This window comes from Synechococcus sp. H70.1 (assembly GCF_047502705.1).
Taxonomy (GTDB): Bacteria; Cyanobacteriota; Cyanobacteriia; order Thermostichales; family Thermostichaceae; genus Thermostichus.
The window spans coordinates 10,983-30,720 of sequence record NZ_JANSIV010000088.1; the positions used below are offsets into that span (position 1 = coordinate 10,983).

Genomic DNA, 19,738 nt, shown 5'->3' on the forward strand with positions numbered 1-19,738 from the left:
GCCCCTGCGACCTGGGGAGCTGGAGTCGGCGTCCATCCAGGTGGCCATCCCCTCGCTGGAGCAGGTGGATCCCACCCGCATGGGCTTATTTGTCCGAGTGGGGACGCGGGGGGCGGTGCTGCTGCCCGGAGAAGCCCTGACAACGGAATGGCAGCTTTCCACCGCCAAAAAGTTAGCCGGGATCCCTGCGGATCAGCCGGTGGAGCTGTTTTGCGGGGAGGCGGAGCTGCTGCATGAGTTTTGAGGCCCAACCCGACCGGTGGCTAGCCGCGGTGCTGGGCAACACCCACGTGCGCTGGGGCTGGTTTGTGGGGGAGACCTTGGTCAAGGTGGAACAGTTCCCTGCCCACCAGCCTTTGTCCTGGCCGGAAGAGACGGAGCTGTGGCTGGCTGCTGTTGGCTCCGCCCCTTTGCCGCCGGGATCCCCGTGGGTGCATTGCCTTGAGCTCTCCCAGGTGCCGCTGCGGGATCCCTACCCCAGCCTGGGGCTGGATCGGGCGCTGGCCGCCTGGGCTGCCGGCATCCACTACGGCTGGCCCTGTCTGGTTATCGACGCCGGCACCGCCCTGACCCTGACGGGGGCTGACCCGGAGGGATCCCTAGTGGGGGGGGCGATCCTGCCCGGCCTAGGGCTACAGGCGCAGGCACTGGCCGACCACACCGCCCGCCTGCCCAAAGCGGAGTGGGAGGCGGCGGATCCCTTGCCCCCCCGCTGGGCTAGGGACACGGGGGCTGCCATCCGCAGCGGCATTCTCTACACCCTGCTGGCCGGCTTGCAGGACTTCATCGCCGACTGGCGGCGCCGCTTTCCCCAGGGGCCCCTGCTAGTAACCGGCGGCGATGGCAAGCTGCTCTACCCCCACCTGCGTCCCCTTGACCCAGAGCTGCGCTGGGATCCCCACCTCGTGTTGCGGGGGATCGCCGGCTGTCGTCAGTTGCACCGCGCTGCTCGGCAGTTCCCTGGTGCAGAATGAAAACAGTCCCTCAAGGGTCAGACCCTCTCCAAAGCGGGCAGGTTTTCAACTTTCGGCAACCCAGGGATCCCATGGCCAACGGCAACTCCTTCGGCGTCTTGTTTTGCGTCACCACCTACGGCGAGTCCCACGGGGGGGCGGTGGGGGTGGTGGTGGACGGCTGCCCACCGCGGCTGCCCTTGAGCGAGGCCGACATCCAGGCGGAGCTGGATCGGCGCCGCCCCGGCCAGAGTTCCATCACCACGCCGCGCCAGGAGGCGGATCGCTGCGAGATCCTCTCCGGGGTTTTCCAGGGCTTTACGCTGGGCACGCCCATCCACATCCTGGTGCGCAACCAGGACGCCCGCCCCCAGGACTACCGCGAGATGGCCACCACCTTTCGCCCTTCCCATGCTGATGCCACCTACCAGGCTAAGTACGGCATCCGCAACTGGCAGGGGGGAGGACGGGCCTCGGCGCGGGAGACCATTGGCCGGGTGGCCGCTGGGGCCATTGCCAAGAAGATCCTGCGTCTGGCGGCAGGGGTGGAGATCCTGGCCTATGTGCAGCGGGTCCAAGACGTGGAGGCGCAGGTGGATCCCAGCTCAGTAACAGCCGAGCAGGTGGAAGCCAACATCGTCCGCTGCCCAAACCCAGAAGCGGCGGCGGCGATGATTGAGAAAATCGAAGCAGCGGCGCGGGAAGGAGATTCTCTCGGGGGAGTGGTGGAGTGCGTGGCCCGCAATGTGCCCCGCGGGCTGGGCTGCCCCGTGTTTGACAAGCTAGAAGCCGACCTGGCCAAGGCGGTGATGTCGCTGCCGGCCAGCAAGGGGTTTGAGATTGGTTCGGGGTTTGCCGGCACCTACCTGACGGGCAAGCAGCACAACGATGAGTTCTACATGACCCCCAGCGGCTGGCGCACCCGCAGCAACCGCTCCGGCGGCATCCAGGGGGGCATCAGCAACGGGGAAGATATCGTCCTGCGGGTGGCCTTCAAGCCCACTGCCACCATTCGCCAGCCTCAAAACACGGTCACTCTCGACGGCCAGGAGACGGTCTTGGTGGCGCGGGGGCGCCACGATCCCTGCGTGCTGCCGCGGGCGGTGCCGATGGTAGAGGCGATGGTGGCTTTGGTGCTCTGTGACCATCTGCTGCGCCACCACGCCCAGTGCGGATCCCTAGTCTTGCCAGAGGTGCCCATGCCTGCCGTTCCTATGTCCCCCAGCTAGCGGCAGCCGGTCGGAGCCCTTGCGGAGATCCTGATTGCGCCAGCGGGATTGAGTCTTTGTAGCCTGAGAAAGAGGCGGGATCCCTGCTCATGGCCAAGGCCAAAACCGTCTGGGAGTGTAGCCAGTGCGGCGAGCGCTATCCCAAGTTTTTGGGCCGCTGCAACAACTGTGGCGCCTGGAATACCCTGACGGAGGTGGTCGTCGCTCCCTCCCCCCAGTTTGCGCCACCGCAGCGTCTTGTCCCCCCGCGCGGCCGCGGCAACGGGATCCCCCAGGCAGCCCTCCCTCTTACTCAGGTGCGCTTGGATCGCCACCCCCGCCTTTCCTCGGGCTTTGGCGAGTTTGACCGTGTGTTGGGGGGCGGCATCGTGCCGGGATCCCTGGTGTTGATCGGCGGGGATCCGGGCATCGGCAAAAGCACCCTGCTGCTGCAGACTGCTGCTCATCTAGCCAAGGGCGGACCTGTCTTGTACGTGTCGGGGGAGGAATCAGCCCAACAGATTAAGCTGCGTGCAGATCGCCTCGGCGGGACGGAGTCCGAAAGCGAGCAGCTCTACCTACTGGCCGAGACCGAGCTAGAGGCCATTGTGGCTGAGATCCAGGCTCTGCAGCCCCAGGTGGCCATCATCGACAGCATTCAGGCCATCTTCTGGGGGCAGCTCAGCTCAGCGCCGGGATCCGTCTCCCAGGTGCGGGAATGCACCAGCCTCTTGATGCGGGTGGCCAAAAAACTGGGGGTGGCCCTGCTCATCGTTGGCCATGTTACCAAGGATGGATCCCTGGCCGGGCCCAAGGTGCTGGAGCACTTAGTGGACACCGTCTTGTACTTCGAGGGGGATCGCTTTCAAAGCCACCGCCTGCTGCGCGCCGTCAAGAACCGCTTTGGGGCAGCCCAGGAAATCGGCGTTTTCGAGATGACCGCCTCTGGCTTGGGGGAGGTAGACAACCCCTCGCAGCTTTTTTTGAGCAGCCGGGATCAAGCCACGCCAGGAACGGCCACCATCGTCGCTTGCGAGGGCACCCGCCCTTTGGTGGTCGAGGTGCAGGCCCTGGTCAGCCCCACCAGCTACAGCTTCCCCCGCCGCACCGCCACCGGCCTCGAGCTCAACCGTTTCCTGCAGATCTTGGCGGTGCTGGAGAAACGGGTGGGGATCCCGCTTTCCAAATACGATGCCTACATCGCCTCTGCCGGCGGCATCCAGGTGGAGGAGCCGGCTGCCGATTTGGGGGTGGCGGTGGCCGTGGCCGCCAGCTTCCGGGATCGCCAGCTGGATCCCTTCACGGTCTTGATTGGCGAGGTGGGCCTGGGGGGGCAGGTGCGCCCGGTGCCGCAGTTGGAGCAGCGCCTCAAGGAAGCCGCTAAGCTGGGGTTCCGCCACGCCATCATCCCCAACAGCCCCGTTTTGGCCGACTTTGGCCTGCGCCTCAGCCGGGTGCAGCGGCTGCTGGAGGCCCTGCTGGTGGCTCTGCCCAGCTCCGAGCCTACCCAGTGAGAGGGGATCGCCAAGGTTGGCAGTCGATCTTCCGCCGAGAACCAACCTGCGGGAGAATGGCATATCTCTATAGTGTTATACAGTAATATGCATTTATGTAAGGACGGCGACTCAATTCCTGATCGGGTGGGCACCCTATCCTACAGACACTGGCGAAAGATGCTGACCAAGGATCGACCTATGGCGTTGCTAGCCCTGTTTCTCTTTGTGGTGTACCTGGTTGTCTCCCGCTTGAACGCCCAGGCAGAGCGCTAGCTGCTTTTCCTCTGACAAAGGGGCTACAGGTTCGCGTCACCGGTACGTAGCTAACTGCTCTCCTGCTGGAGGGTGCAAGGCCACCCCAGGAGGGGGCGCTAGGCTGTCTAGGTTGACTCGGCGTAGCCAGAGGCCGGGGCTGGGGAACGGGTTTTTTGGTAGAATTCGGTAGTCCCTCGCGGCTGGCGGGATCCCAAAGGAGCAGCGGCGGTCCGCGAAGTTTGCTTATTTAGAAGGGTTCCAGGGTGAGGTCGGCTCGTGCAAATTGCAGTTGATGCCATGGGGGGCGACTACGCTCCCGAGGAGATTGTCAAGGGCGCCCTACTGGCCCAGCAGCGGCTGCGGGTGGGGATCACGCTGGTTGGTCGGCCAGAGGCTCTTGAGCCTTTTTTGCCCAGGCCCCTGCCTCCCAAGGTTACCCTTGTGCCTGCTGAGGAAGAGGTGGGCATGGCCGAGGAACCGCTGGCGGTGCGCCGAAAGCCAAAAGCCTCCATCAATGTCTGCATGCAGCAGGTGCGCGCTGGGCAGGCAGATGCAGTGGTGGCTGCCGGCAACACGGGTGCTGCCATGGCGGCGGCCTATCTCAACTTGGGTCGCCTGGCCGGGATCGACCGCCCAGCCATTGCTGCTCTTTTGCCCACCCTCAAGGGAAAGCCGGTGCTTTTGCTGGATGTGGGCGCCAATGTGGATTGCCGGCCCCGTTTTTTGGAGCAGTTTGCCCGCATGGGATCCCTCTACTGCCAATGCGTGCTGGGGATTGAGAGGCCGCGGGTGGGCCTGCTCAACATCGGTGAGGAACCCAACAAGGGCAACGATCTAGCCCTGGCCACCCACCAGCGCCTGGCCCAGTTGCCAGGGATCCACTTTGCTGGCAATGCCGAGGGTCGGGACGTGTTAACTGGGAATTTTGACGTGGTGGTCTGCGACGGCTTTGTCGGCAACGCCCTGCTCAAGTTTGCTGAGAGTGTTGGCCAAGTGATCACCCAGGTGCTGCGGGAAGAGCTGCCGCGGGGCTGGCGCGGCAAGCTGGGTTGCTGGCTGCTCCAACCTAACCTCAAGCAGGTCAAGCGGCGCATGGACTATGTGGAGTACGGCGGCGCCTTGCTGCTGGGGGTTAACGGCATCTGTGTTATCACCCACGGCAGCTCCAAGGCGCCAATGGTGTACCACGCCATTCGCCTAGCCAAAGAGGCGGCAGAGCAGAAAGTCCTGCAGCGGCTGCAGGCGGAAATGGTCGATACTCGCGAATCTCAAGCCAGTGCTGGGCAGCGCCCTGTGAGCCTTCGGAGCGGCTCTACCTCCGGCCCCTTCTTGGGATCCCTGGAGCGGAGGGAAGGGTAGTGCCCATGCCCAGCACTGGCCTCCCAAGCGTACGCCTAGTGGGGGTGGGGGCTGCCCTGCCGGATCCCTGCCTAAGCAACGACGACCTCAGCCAGATTGTTGCAACTTCCAACGAGTGGATTTGGCCCCGCACCGGCATTCGCCAGCGACGCATCCTGCCCCCTGAGCAGAGCGTGGTGGATCTGGCGGCTCAGGCGGCAAGAGCTGCTCTAGATCACGCTGGGATCCTGCCGCAGGAGCTAGATTTGCTTCTGCTGGCTACTTCCACTGCCGTCGATCGCTTTGGCTCGGCCCCACGGGTGCAGGCAGCCCTGGGGGCAAGTCGGGCAGTGGCCTTTGATCTGACGGCAGCCTGTACAGGGTTTGTGTTTGCGGTGGCCACAGCCGCCCAGTTTCTACAAACCGGGCTGTACCGGCGGGCCCTGGTGGTGGCAGCAGATGTGCTCTCCCGCACCGTCGATTGGACAGACCGCACCACCTGCGTTCTGTTTGGGGATGGGGCAGGGGCAGTAGTGCTGGAGGCGGGAGAAGCAGGAGCTGATGGGATCCTCAGCATTGAGCTGCGCAGCGATGGCAAGGGCAGCGATCTGCTTAGCTTGGCCATGGCCACCGAGGCTAAGCCCCTGGTGGGATCCCTGCAGGTGGGACAGTACCGCTGTTGTCCCATCGTGATGAACGGCCGCGAGGTCTATAAGTTTGCTGTCCAGGCGGTGCCGGAAATTATCGAGAAAGCCCTCCTTCGGGCCGGGATCCCAGCTGAGGCAGTTCAAGGCTACTTCATCCACCAGGCCAACCAGCGCATCCTCGATGCCGTGGCCAAGCGCCTGCAGTTGCCTACCCAGCAGGTGGCCAGTGTTCTGGAGCGCTACGGCAACACCTCAGGGGCCTCGGTGCCTATCGCCCTGGCCGAATGGATTGCTCAAGGGCGGTTTGGCCCTGGGGATCTGGGGGTGATGGCAGGCTTTGGCGCCGGCCTCACCTGGGGAGCCATTGTCTTTCGCTGGGGCAGATGAGTTAAGGAGAGGTGGTTGATGACCATTGCCTGGATCTATCCCGGCCAGGGATCCCAACGGGTGGGCATGGGAAGGGATTTACAGGACTGGCCAGGGGCCGCCCAGAAGCTGGCTTTGGCGCGTGAGGTGCTGGGGTGGGATCCGTTGGCCCTCTCAGAAGAGCAGATCCACCAGACCAGCTATACGCAGCCGGCCTTGTTTACCGTGTCGGCCCTCTTGAGTGACTACCTCTATGCCCAGGGGCAGGCTCCCGCCTGTACAGCCGGCCACAGCCTAGGCGAGTACAGCGCCCTCTATGCTGCTGGGGTGTTTGACTTTGAAACCGGCTTGCGGCTGGTGGCGCTGCGAGGCCAACTGATGGAGCGGGCGGGAGATCCCCCTGGCGGCATGGCAGCGGTGATTGGGTTTGACCGCGCTCAGCTGGAGCACCTCTGCCAGATAACCCCCGACGTTACCATTGCCAACGACAACAGCCCGGAGCAGGTGGTGATCAGCGGCTCTGTAAAGGGGGTGCAGTCTGTCTGTGAGCAGTTGCAGGCCAAGCGCACCGTTCCCCTCAACGTCAGCGGCGCCTTCCACTCTCCTTTCATGCAGAGGGCAGCAGAAGAGTTTGCCCACAGGTTGCGCGAAGTTGACTTTCAGACACCGCGGGTGCCGGTCTACAGCAATTGCACCGCCACTGCCAGCCGCGATCCCCAGGTTCTCAAACAGGCGCTGCTGGCCCAGATGACCTCTCCGGTGCGTTGGCGAGAAACGGTGCTGCAGATGGCGGCCGACGGCGTCCAAGAGGTGTGGGAAATTGGCCCTGGCAACGTGCTGACCGGCCTGGTGAGGCGGACAGTGCCCAGCTTGGGACGGCGCACTATTAGCAGCCTCAGCGACTACGGGGGATCCCAGCTTCTCAAGAGCAGCGAATAAAACTCCCGCCCCCTCGAGTTCGCAACAGCAGCCCAGAGCGCTGGGACAGGGGCTCAATCTGGTTTGAGTTGGTCTGGAGGGGATCCTTCCGTGCTATATGTGGGCGGGGTGGATTTTGGTAAACCATGGTCGGAAACTCCATTCGCTTTGGCACCGACGGCTGGCGAGCCGTGATTGCCGACGGCTTTACCTTTCAGAACTTGGCCCTTGCCGCCCAGGCCAGTGCCCAGGTGTTGGCCCGCACCTATCCTGGCGAAGGGATCGTGATTGGCTACGACAACCGCTTTCTCTCCGAACGCTTTGCCGCCCACGCCGCTGAGGTGGTGGCTCGCTTGGGGATCCCCGTCTACCTTTCAGCCTGTGTAGCCCCAACGCCAGCCTTCAGCTGGGGAGCCAAAGAGCGGGGCTGCCACGGCGCCTTGGTGATCACCGCCAGCCACAACCCGCCCCACTATTCCGGCCTTAAGGTCAAGGGCGGCTTTGGCGGCTCCGTGCCTCCAGAGGTCACTGCCGCCATCGAGCAGGAGCTGCACCACCTCCAGCCCCTGGGATCCAACTCTGCCCCCATCCACACCTGGGATCCCTGGCCCGGCTACCTGGATCAGCTCAGTTGCTTTGTGGATCTGGAAAAGCTCAAAAGCTCCCCGGCCAAGATCTGGGTGGATGTCATGTTTGGCTCCGGCGCCGGTGGCCTCAGCCGCCTGTTAGGGGAAAAAGTCATCGAGTTGCAGGCACGGCGAGATCCTTTGTTTGGGGGATTTCCCCCTGAGCCGCTGCCGCAAAACCTGCAAGCTTCTGCCCAGATCATTGCGGCGGATCCCGCCCCCCTCAAAATGGGGCTGGTCTTCGATGGCGACGCTGACCGCATTGCCGCCCTCAACGGACAAGGTCATTTTCTCAGCCCCCAGGTGCTCATCCCCATCCTAATTGACCACTTGGCGGGGCGGCGCGGCTTGCGGGGGGAAATTGTCAAAACCATCAGCGGCTCGGAGCTGTTTGTCAAGGTGGCCAAGCGCTATGGCTTGCCGGTTACGGAAACGCCCGTGGGCTTTAAGTACATTGCCGAGCGCATGCTAAGCACCCAGGTGTTGCTGGGGGGAGAGGAATCGGGCGGCATCGGCTATCTGGGCCATATCCCCGAGCGGGATGCCCTGCTTTCTGCCCTGTATCTGATCGAAGCCGTTACCGAAACCGGACAAGATCTAAGCGCCCTTTACCGGGCTTTGCAGGAACGGGAGGGGTTTAGCTCGGTTTACCAGCGCCGCGACCTGCACCTGAAGGATCAAAACCAACAAACGCAGCTGTTCCAACAGCTACAGAAGGATCCCCCATCTGAGATTTTGGGGCAGAAGGTAATCAAGCATTTTCATCGCGACGGCCATAAATTTACCCTGGCCGACGGCAGCTGGGTGATGATCCGGGGTAGCGGCACCGAGCCTCTGCTGCGGCTGTACTCCGAAGCCAAAACCCCAGAAGCAGTCGACCGTCTGCTGGACTGGGCAGCCGGCCTGCTTGCCCAAGTTGCTTGAGGGAGTCCCACCCCTCCTTGGCTTTCCCCGCCAGTGGCCGCCAGCTCAAGCAGTTGCTTCTGCTGTCTCGGCTTTGACTGGGTCAAAGCAGCCCGGCGGTTCGTACAAAAACTCAAACAGATTGCCATCGGGATCCTTGCCGTAGAAGGAGGCGGTGCCATCCCGGTGGGTGTGAATCTCGCCCACTGGGATCCCTTGGGCTTGCAGGCGGCGATGCTGTTCCTCCAGCTCCTCCCTGGTGCTGAAGACAAAGCCAAAGTGGGGCCCTGCCGCCCGGTAGCCCGGCCCCAAGAGTGCCAGCCCGTCGTCCCCAGCCTTCATGTAGGCCCAGTCGGGATCCTTCCAGACATTGACCATTCCCAACTTTTCGTAGAACTCCACCGCTTTGGAGATGTCCCCTACACGGATGGCCACATGTCCAAGTTGCTTAAGTGCCATATCCTCCTCTCTGGTTAACCCAACCAACCATCAGAGTTCCCTATAGCCCAGCATAGCCTGGGCAAGGGATTCCCTCTTTCCCCAGCAACAACTTGCCCCTGGAGGGCTTATCCCGTTGGCTGTTTGGCCAAGAAGTGCTCCAGTTCGTTTAAGGCTTCTGCATCCAGTTTGGTTTGCATAGGGCAGAACTTGGGCCCACACATCGAGCAAAACTCTGCCGTTTTGTAAATATCTGCCGGCAAGGTCTCGTCGTGGTATTCGCGAGCTCGCTCTGGGTCTAGAGACAACTCAAATTGCCGGTTCCAATCAAAGTTATAGCGGGCTCTAGCCATCTCATCGTCGCGATCCCTGGCCCCGGGACGATGGCGGGCAATATCGGCGGCATGGGCGGCAATTTTGTAGGCAATGAGGCCGTTGCGCACGTCCTCTGCATTGGGCAAACCCAAGTGTTCTTTGGGGGTGACGTAGCAGAGCATTGCCGCCCCATACCAACCGGCCAAGGCCGCCCCAATAGCGGAGCTGATGTGGTCGTAGCCGGCAGCAATATCAGTAACCAGTGGCCCCAAAACGTAGAAGGGAGCCTCGTCGCACTCCTCCATTTGCTTGCGCACGTTAAACTCAATTTGATCCATTGGCACGTGCCCCGGCCCTTCCACCATCACTTGCACATCGTGCTCCCAGGCCATACGGGTCAACTGGCCCAGAGTTTTCAACTCTGCCATCTGGGCTTCGTCAGAGGCATCGTGTAAGCATCCCGGTCGCAAAGCATCGCCCAGGCTAAAGGAAACGTCGTATTTCTTGAAGATCTCGATGATGTCGCGGAAGTGGGTATAAAGCGGGTTTTGTTTGTGGTGTGCCAACATCCAACGAGCCAGGATTCCACCGCCGCGAGAAACAATGCCGGTTAGCCGGTTGCGCACCAACGGCAAATGTTGGATGAGGATCCCAGCATGAATGGTCATGTAGTCCACCCCTTGCTGAGCCTGCTTTTCAATGATGTGCAAAATATCCTCTGCCGAGAGTTTTTCGACATTCCCATGGACGCTCTCTAGAGCTTGGTAGATAGGCACTGTGCCAACAGGAACCGGCGAGGCTTGGATAATGGCCGTGCGAATTTCATCCAAATTGCCGCCGCCGGTAGACAGGTCCATAACAGTATCGGCGCCGTATTTGATAGCCAACTTTAGCTTTTCCAGTTCTTCAGCCAAGCTGGAGGAAGTGGGAGAAGCACCAATGTTGACGTTGACTTTGCAGCGGGAGGCGATCCCAATACACATCGGCTCGAGGTTGGTGTGGTTGATGTTGGCGGGGATGATCATGCGACCCCGGGCTACTTCCGAGCGGATGAGTTCCGGCGGCAGCTTCTCCCGGCGGGCCACATACTCCATCTCTTCGGTAATGATGCCCTGGCGGGCATAGTGCATCTGAGTTACGTTTGCTTGCCCACGACGGCGGGCCACCCATTCGCTGCGCATGTCCTAACTCCGCTGCTCACTTACCTATGCTGGTATAAGCCAGATCAGGTTCTGGGGATGGGAGCCCCCAGACACTCCCAGCGTGCTGTGATCCTATCACCGAATTTTGGGACTTTCGGAAATTGGGGCCTTCCCTCTGGCTGCAGCTTTGAGGAAGGCAGAGTAGGTTACCCTACAGCCATTCCTTCTGCCAAACGTAGCCCTACCGGTAACAAGCCGACGGCCCCCCTGCAGGAGACAGAGGAGAGCGGGTCTGGCCTACAGCGCCCCAGCTAGAGCACCCACCTTGGCCTCTGCCCCAGCACCGGTGGACACAGCGGGGTAGCTTGGTAAAGCACGATTCGTGCGGGGCGGAAAAGCCCGTTCGCGTGAGCGGGACTTAGTCGGACCTTGAGTCGCTCGCCAATAATTCCCCGCTGAAAGACCCGGACAGTGCTATAAGTCAACAAGTAGGCGGAACCTTGAGACTGGGTTCCAAGGGATCGTCTGGGGGCGTCTTGACAGTGTCTGTCCCCCGACTAAGGACTACGTCCCGCTTCGCGATTAGTCGGTGGGAGTGTCACCACTCCGTTTGGCAGGGGGTTGCCGCTAGCCCCAAGAAGAGAACTCACGCGGACTGACAGGGGCTTTGACAAAGCCTTGCTAGGTCTAGGGAGCTTTGCGGTACCAGGTCACCCTTTCTTGAGGACAGAGCTTCCCCGCCGCGTTTTTGGGGAGGGGAGGAGCTATTGCGCAGGAGGGCTCTCGCTTGGTTCTGGCAGGTAGAGCCGGTCTTCTGAGGCATCGTATTCAAAAAGCTCCGCATAGCGCCCCCAGTCAATAGCCGTGGCAAACTGCCGCTCGGCTTCGTCGGGAGGAAAATGTTCATCCCAGAGATCCAAGAAGAAGTCCGCCCGCATGGAGCGGCTGTTTTTTTCTTCCAGAGTCTGCAGGATGCTGCGAAACACGGGCACCCGCGCCAAAAGCTGCTGCCGGAAGAGATCCTTACTACGCAAGATGGTGGTGTTGGCAAAATCCTGGCCAATCTCAGTGAGCTGTACCACCCTGCCGCTTACCTCAGCAAAGCCCAGCAGCACTGCCGCATCCAAAATCGGCAGCAAGTCATCCACCGCCAGTTGCAGCCGCTCGGCCAGCTCAGCAATCTCGACCCGCCCTTGCGGCCATTCCACGATTAGCTCCAGCAGACCGCTGATCCCGCCCACTCGCGCATGGGGTAGGGGCAAGGCGTAGGGAGAGGGTGCCCTGGGGCTCACCGGGCTGGGGGCAGCCACCTCGCTGGTTACCGGGATCTCCGGATTGGTCATGATCTCGTAGATGTAGTCCACCAGGGACTTAAATCGAGGATCCGTGCGTTCATGGGGCCGCGGCAGGTCGATCTTCACCTCTCCCCGGATCCGCCCCGGCTTGGATCCCAGGATTACCACTCGATCTGCCAAAAACACCGCCTCTTCAATGTTGTGGGTAACAATGAGAATGCTCTGGGAAGGGAAGGCCTGGGTGTTCCAGAGCTCGTCGATTTCCCCCCGCAGGTTCTCTGCTGTCAGCACGTCCAGGGCACTGAAGGGCTCGTCCATAAACAGCACCTTGGGCTCTAGGACAAAGGCGCGGGCAAAGCCCACCCGCTGCTTCATGCCCCCCGACAGTTCCTTGGGGTAGGCATTCTCGAATCCGTCCAAGCCCACCAGGTCGATGGCTTTGAGAGCTTTTTGCCGCCGGATCTCGCGCGGGATCCCTTGCGCTTTCAACCCCAGCTCCACATTCTCTTGCACTGTCAGCCAGGGCAAGAGAGCAAAACTCTGAAACACCATGGCCACATCCGGGTTGGGGCCCCGCAGGGGACGTCCATTGCTCAACACCCGCCCTTCACTAGGCGGGATCAACCCCGCCATGATGCGCAGCAGAGTACTTTTGCCACTGCCGCTGCGGCCCAGCAAAGCCAAAACTTCTCCTGCCCGCACTTGCAAATCAATCTGGCTCAAAACTGTAAACTCGCCCTTGCCCTCCGGCAAAGGAAAGCGCTTGTAGACCTTCTCAACCTCGATTAGAACAGGAGAAGCTGCAGAACTCATATGAGATAGCCTCAAGGATTAAAGGTGATACTTTTCTTCTGCCAATTGATACAACCGCCGCCAGAAAAAGCGATTGATGCCCACCACAAACAAACTCATCATGCCAATGCCCAAGGTAATGCGCGGCCAATCTCCTACTGCTGTTGCTTCTGCAATATAGGCACCGAGGCCTGTAGCTTTCAGAGTTGTCGATCCCCAGGTTACAACCTCGGAGACAATGCTAGCATTCCAGGCCCCGCCGCTAGCCGTTATTCCTCCAGTAACCCAGGCGGAAAAGATCCCTGGAACAATTAACTTTTGCCAGAGCTTCCATCCCTTTAAACCCAAATTCATAGCCATTTCTCGCAAATCAGTGGGGATGCTCTGGGCGCCGGCAATGGAGTTAAAGAGGATGTACCACTGCGCTCCCAGAGACATAAGCAAAATGCTGCCCCACTCAAGGCTGATCTGGGCGCGGATAAAAAACAAGGTGGCAAAAGGAAAAAGGAAATTGGCCGGGAAAGCTGCCAGAAACTGCACCAGGGGCTGCAGCAGTTTTGCTAGGCCTGGGTTAAAACCAATGGCTACCCCGATTGGTGTCCAGATCACGGTGGCCAAAACCAACAGCCCACTGACCCGCAGCAGGGTGAGGATCCCCAGGCCAAAGGCTAGCATGACCTCCCCTAAACCGACAGTGGTGGCCACAAAATAGACAATCCAGGCCCCAAGGCCCCCAATGGTCAACCAGGAAAGCTGGGTCAATAGCCGCTCACGGCGCCGCTCAGCCTCGGGGCTGGGGGGATCCACCCAGCGGGGGCGGGTCAGGTAGGCCAACAGCTGATCCACCTTCTCTGCCAAGGGGGCAAGCCTCCTGCCAATCAGCCGTGGGATCCGCGCTGTGGTTAGCAAATCGTACAGCCACGATTCGGGGGTAGCCGCGCCAGCGCTCTGCTCCAGGCGAAACTTATCCGACCAGGCCACCAAAGGCCGCCAAAAGAGCTGATCCACCAGCAGAATCACCACCGCCATGGTCAAGAGCGCCCACCCTAGCTTGGGCAGATCCTCTGCTTGGATGGCAGCTTCCACATAGGATCCCAACCCCGGCAGTGTATACTCCTGGTTGAGTACGCTGATGGCCTCGCTGGCGGCCACAAAGAACCACCCCCCGCCAAAGCTCATCATGGCGTTCCAGACGAGACCAACCATTGCTGCCGGCACTTCCAATTGGGTAAAGCGCTGCCAGCCTGAGAGGCGATACAAGGTAGCGGCCTCCACCAGCTCCTGCGGCAGAGTGCGCAGAGATTGGTAGAAGGAAAAGGTCATGTTCCAGACCTGGCTGGTGAAGATGGCAAAGATAGAAGCTGCCTCCAGTCCCAGCAAGCTGCCAGGAAAAAGGGCAATGAAGCCGGTGACCGTAATGGAGAGAAACCCCAGCACCGGCACTGACTGCAGGATGTCCAGCAGAGGAATCAAAATTCGCTCCGCCCAGCGACTTTTCGCAGCAACATACCCATAGACCAGGGTAAAAAGAGTGGAAAAGGCAAGGGCAATAAACATGCGCAGGGTGGAGCGGAGGGCGTAGTAGGGCAGGTTGCGCGGATCCAGGTCAATGCGGGGCACCACGGCCGGCGGCTGAAACTGCTCAAAAGCACCTGCCCCCACATGGGCTACCCCTGCCAGGAGAACCAGCGTGCCCAGAATGATGGCTCCATCGGCAGCTCCTGCTGGCAGCTGCCGGCGAAGCACCTCCGGTGAAGGAAAAGTCCGCATTTCTTCCGCCGCAGCCTGACGTTCCCCCTCAGTGTACCCTTTCCCAACCGCCGCCCTAGAATTCCTAGCGAGGCTAGTAGCGGAACTTGGGGCGGAAGAGGTGGGCGTGGTCAGGGCTGTAGAGCCGCGAGCGAGCCGAGCCCCCTCCTGCTAGGCCCTGCAAGGCAGGGCTGATTAGATACAGCACCGTGCGCTCCAGACCAGCGTGCCGGCTAAGAGCAGCCATCTCTCCCAGGGATCCCAGCCAGATCTGCTCATCTGGCCACCCCAGACGGTAGCAAATGGCCACCGGGGTATCGGCGGGATAGTGGGCTAGGAGATCCGCCTGGGCCTGTTCCACATGGCGGGCGCTTAGGTACAGACACAAGGAGGCGCGGTGAGCCGCTAGACTGGTCAGGGCTTCTGCTGCTGGCACGCGGGTCCGGCCGCTGGCGCGGGTAAGGATAACTGTCTGCACCAACTCCGGTACCGTTAGCTCCACCTGGAGACGAGCGGCTGCCAGCTGGAAGGCACTCACCCCCGGCACGATCTCAAAGGGAATCCCCGCCTCAGCCAACCGGAGCAGTAACTCGTGCAAAGCGCCATAGAGGCAGGGATCCCCGTCCTGTAGCCGCACTACGCGCAGCCCCGCCTTGACCCGTTCCACAATTTGTGGCAGCAACATCTCCAAGGTGAGGGAGCGTGTGTCGATGGCCTCAACCCCAGGGCGACAGTGAACCAGTATTCCCTCCGGCAGCAAAGAACCTGTGTAGAATACTGCATCTGCCTGCGAGAGGACTCTCTGACCCCGCAGGGTGATTAGCTCTGGATCCCCAGGCCCAGCGCCGACAATGTAAACAGGCCAGTAGGGCGAAGTGGGTTCGCGCATGCACTCTCTTTTTCCTCCGGCAGCGTGCATCCTAGCAGCAGAAAGCTGCCTTGGCTCAACGGACGGGATCGAGGCGCTGCTGCAAGATTTGCGCTGCCAACAGCACATCCAGGGGGGTGGTCAGCTTTAGGTTAGACTCCTCCCCTTCCACGATGTAAACCGGCCAACCTAGCTTCTCAAATAGAGCTGCATCGTCAGTAACCTGCCACCCCTTGGCCAGCGCCTCTCGATGGGCTTGCCACAGCAGCGATAGGCGAAACCCCTGCGGCGTTTGGGCTGCCCACAGCTGGCTGCGCTCCGGTGTCGTTTGGACTTGAATGCCGCTGGGGCCAGTCTCGGCCACTTTAATCGTGTCTTTGACAGGGATCGCCGCCACCACGCCATCCACCTGCTGCAAGGCAGCGCTGCAGCGATCGAACAAGTTTGGCGTGGCCAGGCAGCGGGCTCCATCGTGGATCAGCACCCGTTCTACTGTCCCTAGGCTATAGAGATACTCAACTCCTCTGTAAACCGACTCCTGCCGCGTTGCCCCCCCCGGCAAAAGCTGAACCGGCTTGGCTGGAGCAGTTGTTGCCACAATTTCCTCAATGGCCGGCCAGTCATGGGGCTGGGCCAGAATCCCAATCCACTCGATGGAACAAGCCCGAGCTGCAGCTTCCAGCGTCCAAGCCAAAATTGGCCGGCCTAAGAGTGGCAACAGCAGCTTGTTGACCGCCGCCCCCATCCGCTTGCCGCTGCCCGCTGCTGGGATCAACAGGTGCATAGATTGACAAGAACCTCCAGCCGCATTCTAGTTGACAAGTAAGCTAGGGGGGCCGAGCCTGGCCCCCTTTAGGTTTGCCAGCGCAGTTCGACAGGCTCAAGGTTGCTCCAATTCGGCGGCAGCAGTCACAAAGTCAGGGTAAGCCACGTTACCGTGCTCGCCCACATCCAAGCCGGCCATCTCCTCTTCGGCACTGGTGCGCAGGCCAACGGTTACCTTGAGGAGCAAAAACAGGATCAAGCAGGTGAGGAAAGGCCAGAAGAAATAGGCTAGAGCGCCCACAACTTGTACCCCAAATTGCGCCCAGGTCACCCCTGAGTTGGCGTGGGCAAACCAAGGGATCCCTGCTGCCAACACCCCCCAGATACCGCAGGTGCCGTGTACCGAAATCGCCCCCACCGGATCGTCAATCTTCAGCACCGTATCCAAAATCACCGCCGAGATGACCACCAGGATCCCGGCCACCGAACCGATGATCAAAGCTCCCACAGGGTGGACAGTGTTGCAAGGAGCAGTGATCCCTACCAAGCCGGCCAGCACCCCGTTGGCGGCAAAGGTCATATCCGGCTTGCCAAAATGCACCCAGCAGGTAACCATCGCCCCAATGGCCCCTGCCGAAGCGGCTAGCAGCGTGTTCATGGCAATCCAGCCGATATCGGGGCTGGCGGCTGTGGTCGAGCCGGCGTTGAACCCAATCCAACCCAAGGTGAGGATAAACACTCCCAGCATCCCCAGGGGCAGGTTGTGGCCGGGAATCGCCCGCGGCTCTCCGTTGGGGCCGTACTTGCCGATGCGAGGGCCAAGCACCATGGCCCCGGCCAAGGCGGAAGCGCCCCCCACCAGGTGCACCACGCCCGAACCGGCAAAGTCGATGAAGCCCAGATCTTCCAGCCAGCCGCTGGTGCCACCGTTGTAGTCGCCAAACAGCCCATTCCAAGCCCAGCCCCCCGAGATGGGGTAGATCAACCCAGAGATGACGACAGAGTAGATGAGGTAGGCCACGAACTTGGTGCGCTCCGCCATGGCCCCGGAAACAATAGTGGCAGCGGTGGCGGCAAACACCATCTGGAAGACGAAGAACGTAAAAGGCCAGTCTCCTGCTTCGTGGGCTTGCTGCCAACTGAAAGCAAACCAGCTCCTGCCAAAGAAGCCAGCATTTTCTCCGAACATCAGACCAAACCCGATGAACCAAAAGGCGCAACAGCCCATGCAGAAGTCCATCAAGTTCTTCATCATGATGTTGGCGGCATTCTTGGCGCGGGTAAAGCCCGTCTCCACCATGGCAAACCCCGCCTGCATGAAGAACACCAAGGCTGCCCCCACCAGCGTCCAGACGGTGTCAGCATGTTTCTGCACGACTTCCGCGTCCTGGGCGCAGGCGCTCTCCTGACCCAATAGGAAAACTAGTGAAATCGTCAGAGCAGCAGTTAAGCCCCCCTGAGTGGGTCGGCAGAGCCACTGCAGTACTTGGCCTTTGAGTCTTTGGATCATGGTTGTCGACATGCTTTTTCGCTCAACTAGAGAGACGCTACTTTTGGCAATGCCAAAAAATGAAACAGAATCCACTTTCCCCCTCAACAAGCCAGGATGAGGCTGAGGAGAGAGGCAACCTAGGCCCCAAAAACAACTTTTTTACAAAGCATCTCGGTTTACTTCACCAGTGCGGATGCGAATGGTTTTCTCGACAGGGCTGATGAAAATCTTGCCGTCCCCGATTTCGCCAGTGCGAGCGGCTGCAATCAGCTTCTCCACCACCGTATCCACCAGCTCATCTTCAACCACGATCTCCACCTTCAGCTTCTGCAGGAACTCGACTGTATACTCGGATCCCCGATAGCGCTCAGTTTGCCCTTTCTGCCGGCCAAACCCCCGCACCTCCGTTACGGTCATGCCAACAATTCCGGCATTCACTAGGGCTACCTTCACCTCATCAAGCTTGAAGGGCCGAATGATAGCTTCAATCTTTTTCATTGGCTGTCTCTGCCCCAGAGAGCTCCGCTCACTTCTAGCATCGCTGCCACCTGCAAGTTGTAACTCCAGATACAGTTTTGAGCCGAGGGGCCAACCCCGAGAACATATTACAGGGAAAGCTGCTTCGAGGAAGCCAAGTTGGCTGTGATGAGAGCCACGGCCAGCCACCACAGCATTTGCACCTGGGGACGGTACCAGATGGTGTCCACCAGGCCGTGGGCCATCATGCCGGTGCAGGCTGCTAAACCTGCCGCCACCCACAGGCCCTGGGGATCCCGGCAGGCAAGTAAACGTTTCCAGCCTCTCCAGCCGTGATCCCAGAGCACCAGGAGGAACCAAGCAAAAGCCAGGGATCCGACTAAGCCCGTCTCCAAGGTAATCTGGAGCGGCACCGAGTAGGCTGCAAGGGCGCTGAAGTTGCCCCGCTGGTAGAGGGGATAGACGCGGCTGAAGGCGACATTACCAGGGCCGATCCCCAAGATGGGAAAGTCGCGGATCATCTCCAGCACTGCCGCCCAGACGTTGAGGCGAAAATTGTTGCTGGTATCTAGCCGTCCCCAAAAAAGGCTCTGAGCCCGCAGCCGCAAGGGGCGTACCGTCAAGATGGCAAGCAGCAGCGCGGCTGCGCCCCCTCCCAAGAGAGCCGGCACCGTCCAACGCTGCCAACGGGCCGGCAGGCGGGGGGTGTACCATTGGGCCAGCAGCAGGGCCATCATCCCCAGCGCTGCCAGCCCCCCAATCCAGGCACCGCGGCTGTAGGTCAGCACCAGACAGACAAGGTTGACGGCGGTTGTAAACCCCACCAGAAGCTTGATCCCCCAACCCGGCCAGAGGCAAATGCCAGCCAGCCCCAAGGGGAGGAGAGGAACCAGGTAGCCCCCATACAGGTTAGGGTTGCGCAGATAGCTGTACACCCGCGTCAGGCCTGCCAAGCCCGATTCTGGATCCACCCAGGTGGCCAGTTCGGCCGCCCCGTAGAAGTACTGCCGCAGGCCGTAGATCCCCATTCCCAGGCTGACCAAGAGCAGGGATCCAACAATCCCATCTCGGAATCGGGGTTGGCGCAGCAGACGATGCAAAAGCAGATAGCCCGCCAGGTAAAGCGTCAGCTTCAGCCAGCCATCCCGCGCTGCGTAGGAAACCGGCGAGAGGAGCGTTGCCAGGGTGGCAATTCCCCAGAAAAGGCCCAGGGGCAGATGGACAGGTAGCCCAGTCGGGGTTTCCACCAGCCAGCCCAAGACCACAAGCGCCGCCATGGCCAGTAGGATTAGGCCGAGGATGCCGGTGGAGCTTTGGGAGGAAAAGACCCAGTAGAGCAACACCAGACCCAAGCCAATCCCGTCCAAGCCTTGGACGAGTAAGCTACCTTGGCCCCAGTTTTTCAGGGATCCCGACAGGCGGCCCAAAAAGCTGCTCCGCCACCAGGAATCGATAGGAAAATCCTGCAGCAGCAGAGCTTGCCACAGTTGCCTTGCTTGTTCCATTGCCGCTTTCCAGCCCGCTTGCCTCCGCTCATCTTCCGAGTTTATCTCCCCAGCGGCCAAGGGCAGGGACGTCAGGGCAGGCGGGATCCCTCCCTCTGGAAGTGGAGGACTCTAGCTGCTTCGGGAGCACGTTAGGGCGAGAGTTGGCTCCTAGCCTTGCCACGACCAACCTCAAAGTGCCCTTTAGGCA

General features: G+C 60.8%; 16 protein-coding genes and 1 pseudogene. 8 read left to right on the forward strand and 9 right to left on the reverse strand.

From position 1 onward, the window contains the following. The 8 genes and pseudogenes from NW827_RS06530 to NW827_RS06565 form a co-directional block, all read left to right on the forward strand. Positions 1-244 (forward strand): annotated as a pseudogene (locus NW827_RS06530) (AMMECR1 domain-containing protein); the annotation flags it as partial. Next, entirely contained in the window at positions 234-974 is a 741-nt protein-coding gene (locus NW827_RS06535) for a pantothenate kinase (RefSeq protein ID WP_414360497.1), read from the forward strand. The pseudogene NW827_RS06530 and the gene NW827_RS06535, both read left to right, overlap by 11 nt. Before the next feature lie 71 nt (positions 975-1,045). After that, positions 1,046-2,182 carry a chorismate synthase gene (gene aroC, locus NW827_RS06540; protein WP_414360494.1) on the forward strand — a complete coding sequence of 379 codons (1,137 nt, stop codon included), beginning with the start codon at positions 1,046-1,048 and terminating at the stop codon, positions 2,180-2,182. Positions 2,183-2,271: 89 nt separating this feature from the next. Next, positions 2,272-3,675 carry a DNA repair protein RadA gene (gene radA / locus NW827_RS06545; RefSeq protein WP_414403971.1) on the forward strand — a complete coding sequence of 468 codons (1,404 nt, stop codon included), beginning with the start codon at positions 2,272-2,274 and terminating at the stop codon, positions 3,673-3,675. Between the two features lie 513 nt (positions 3,676-4,188). Next, the gene (gene plsX / locus NW827_RS06550; protein ID WP_414403970.1) at positions 4,189-5,271 is read left to right on the forward strand and encodes a phosphate acyltransferase PlsX; all 1,083 of its coding nucleotides are present in this window, start codon (positions 4,189-4,191) and stop codon (positions 5,269-5,271) included. Positions 5,272-5,276: 5 nt separating this feature from the next. Continuing rightward, positions 5,277-6,284 (forward strand): beta-ketoacyl-ACP synthase III, encoded by a 1,008-nt coding sequence (locus NW827_RS06555; protein ID WP_414403969.1) that lies wholly within the window; start codon positions 5,277-5,279, stop codon positions 6,282-6,284. An 18-nt stretch (positions 6,285-6,302) separates the two neighbouring features. Beyond that, a complete protein-coding gene (gene fabD, locus NW827_RS06560; RefSeq protein WP_414403968.1) occupies positions 6,303-7,202 on the forward strand; it encodes an ACP S-malonyltransferase in 900 nt (299 codons plus the stop codon). Positions 7,203-7,327: 125 nt separating this feature from the next. After that, complete coding sequence (locus NW827_RS06565; protein WP_414503468.1) at positions 7,328-8,731, forward strand: phosphoglucomutase/phosphomannomutase family protein; 1,404 nt, start codon at positions 7,328-7,330, stop codon at positions 8,729-8,731. Positions 8,732-8,776: 45 nt separating this feature from the next. On the opposite strand, the gene NW827_RS06570 is transcribed toward NW827_RS06565, so the two are convergent. The 9 genes from NW827_RS06570 to NW827_RS06610 form a co-directional block, all read right to left on the reverse strand. Next, positions 8,777-9,169, reverse strand: a complete 393-nt coding sequence (locus tag NW827_RS06570) for a VOC family protein (protein WP_414360481.1) — start codon at positions 9,167-9,169, stop codon at positions 8,777-8,779. A gap of 107 nt (positions 9,170-9,276) precedes the next feature. Next, positions 9,277-10,644, reverse strand: a complete 1,368-nt coding sequence (gene thiC, locus NW827_RS06575; protein WP_414360478.1) for a phosphomethylpyrimidine synthase ThiC — start codon at positions 10,642-10,644, stop codon at positions 9,277-9,279. 725 nt (positions 10,645-11,369) lie between these two features. Then, a complete protein-coding gene (locus NW827_RS06580) occupies positions 11,370-12,713 on the reverse strand; it encodes a nitrate/sulfonate/bicarbonate ABC transporter ATP-binding protein (RefSeq protein ID WP_414360475.1) in 1,344 nt (447 codons plus the stop codon). Positions 12,714-12,731: 18 nt separating this feature from the next. Next, the gene (locus NW827_RS06585; RefSeq protein ID WP_414403966.1) at positions 12,732-14,462 is read right to left on the reverse strand and encodes an ABC transporter permease; all 1,731 of its coding nucleotides are present in this window, start codon (positions 14,460-14,462) and stop codon (positions 12,732-12,734) included. 73 nt (positions 14,463-14,535) lie between these two features. Continuing rightward, positions 14,536-15,330 (reverse strand): precorrin-4 C(11)-methyltransferase, encoded by a 795-nt coding sequence (gene cobM, locus NW827_RS06590; protein WP_414503469.1) that lies wholly within the window; start codon positions 15,328-15,330, stop codon positions 14,536-14,538. Positions 15,331-15,385: 55 nt separating this feature from the next. Further along, entirely contained in the window at positions 15,386-16,093 is a 708-nt protein-coding gene (gene ispD, locus NW827_RS06595) for a 2-C-methyl-D-erythritol 4-phosphate cytidylyltransferase (RefSeq protein ID WP_414360469.1), read from the reverse strand. A 96-nt stretch (positions 16,094-16,189) separates the two neighbouring features. Further along, entirely contained in the window at positions 16,190-17,596 is a 1,407-nt protein-coding gene (locus NW827_RS06600) for an ammonium transporter (RefSeq protein WP_414403964.1), read from the reverse strand. Positions 17,597-17,725: 129 nt separating this feature from the next. Then, positions 17,726-18,064, reverse strand: a complete 339-nt coding sequence (locus NW827_RS06605; protein WP_414360465.1) for a P-II family nitrogen regulator — start codon at positions 18,062-18,064, stop codon at positions 17,726-17,728. A gap of 107 nt (positions 18,065-18,171) precedes the next feature. Next, a complete protein-coding gene (locus NW827_RS06610) occupies positions 18,172-19,548 on the reverse strand; it encodes an IctB family putative bicarbonate transporter (protein ID WP_414503470.1) in 1,377 nt (458 codons plus the stop codon). Positions 19,549-19,738 lie beyond the last annotated feature (190 nt).

Bases quoted from the DNA above. Each gene is read 5' to 3' on its own strand.
- cobM (WP_414503469.1), bottom strand. From the start codon at position 15,330: ATGCGCGAACCCACTTCGCCCTACTGGCCTGTTTACATTGTCGGCGCT.
- radA (WP_414403971.1), top strand. From the start codon at position 2,272: ATGGCCAAGGCCAAAACCGTCTGGGAGTGTAGCCAGTGCGGCGAGCGC.
- NW827_RS06535 (WP_414360497.1), top strand. From the start codon at position 234: ATGAGTTTTGAGGCCCAACCCGACCGGTGGCTAGCCGCGGTGCTGGGC.
- NW827_RS06570 (WP_414360481.1), bottom strand. From the start codon at position 9,169: ATGGCACTTAAGCAACTTGGACATGTGGCCATCCGTGTAGGGGACATC.
- fabD (WP_414403968.1), top strand. From the start codon at position 6,303: ATGACCATTGCCTGGATCTATCCCGGCCAGGGATCCCAACGGGTGGGC.
- NW827_RS06605 (WP_414360465.1), bottom strand. From the start codon at position 18,064: ATGAAAAAGATTGAAGCTATCATTCGGCCCTTCAAGCTTGATGAGGTG.
- NW827_RS06565 (WP_414503468.1), top strand. From the start codon at position 7,328: ATGGTCGGAAACTCCATTCGCTTTGGCACCGACGGCTGGCGAGCCGTG.
- NW827_RS06555 (WP_414403969.1), top strand. From the start codon at position 5,277: ATGCCCAGCACTGGCCTCCCAAGCGTACGCCTAGTGGGGGTGGGGGCT.
- ispD (WP_414360469.1), bottom strand. From the start codon at position 16,093: ATGCACCTGTTGATCCCAGCAGCGGGCAGCGGCAAGCGGATGGGGGCG.
- NW827_RS06580 (WP_414360475.1), bottom strand. From the start codon at position 12,713: ATGAGTTCTGCAGCTTCTCCTGTTCTAATCGAGGTTGAGAAGGTCTAC.
- aroC (WP_414360494.1), top strand. From the start codon at position 1,046: ATGGCCAACGGCAACTCCTTCGGCGTCTTGTTTTGCGTCACCACCTAC.
- NW827_RS06600 (WP_414403964.1), bottom strand. From the start codon at position 17,596: ATGTCGACAACCATGATCCAAAGACTCAAAGGCCAAGTACTGCAGTGG.
- thiC (WP_414360478.1), bottom strand. From the start codon at position 10,644: ATGCGCAGCGAATGGGTGGCCCGCCGTCGTGGGCAAGCAAACGTAACT.
- NW827_RS06585 (WP_414403966.1), bottom strand. From the start codon at position 14,462: ATGCGGACTTTTCCTTCACCGGAGGTGCTTCGCCGGCAGCTGCCAGCA.
- NW827_RS06610 (WP_414503470.1), bottom strand. From the start codon at position 19,548: ATGGAACAAGCAAGGCAACTGTGGCAAGCTCTGCTGCTGCAGGATTTT.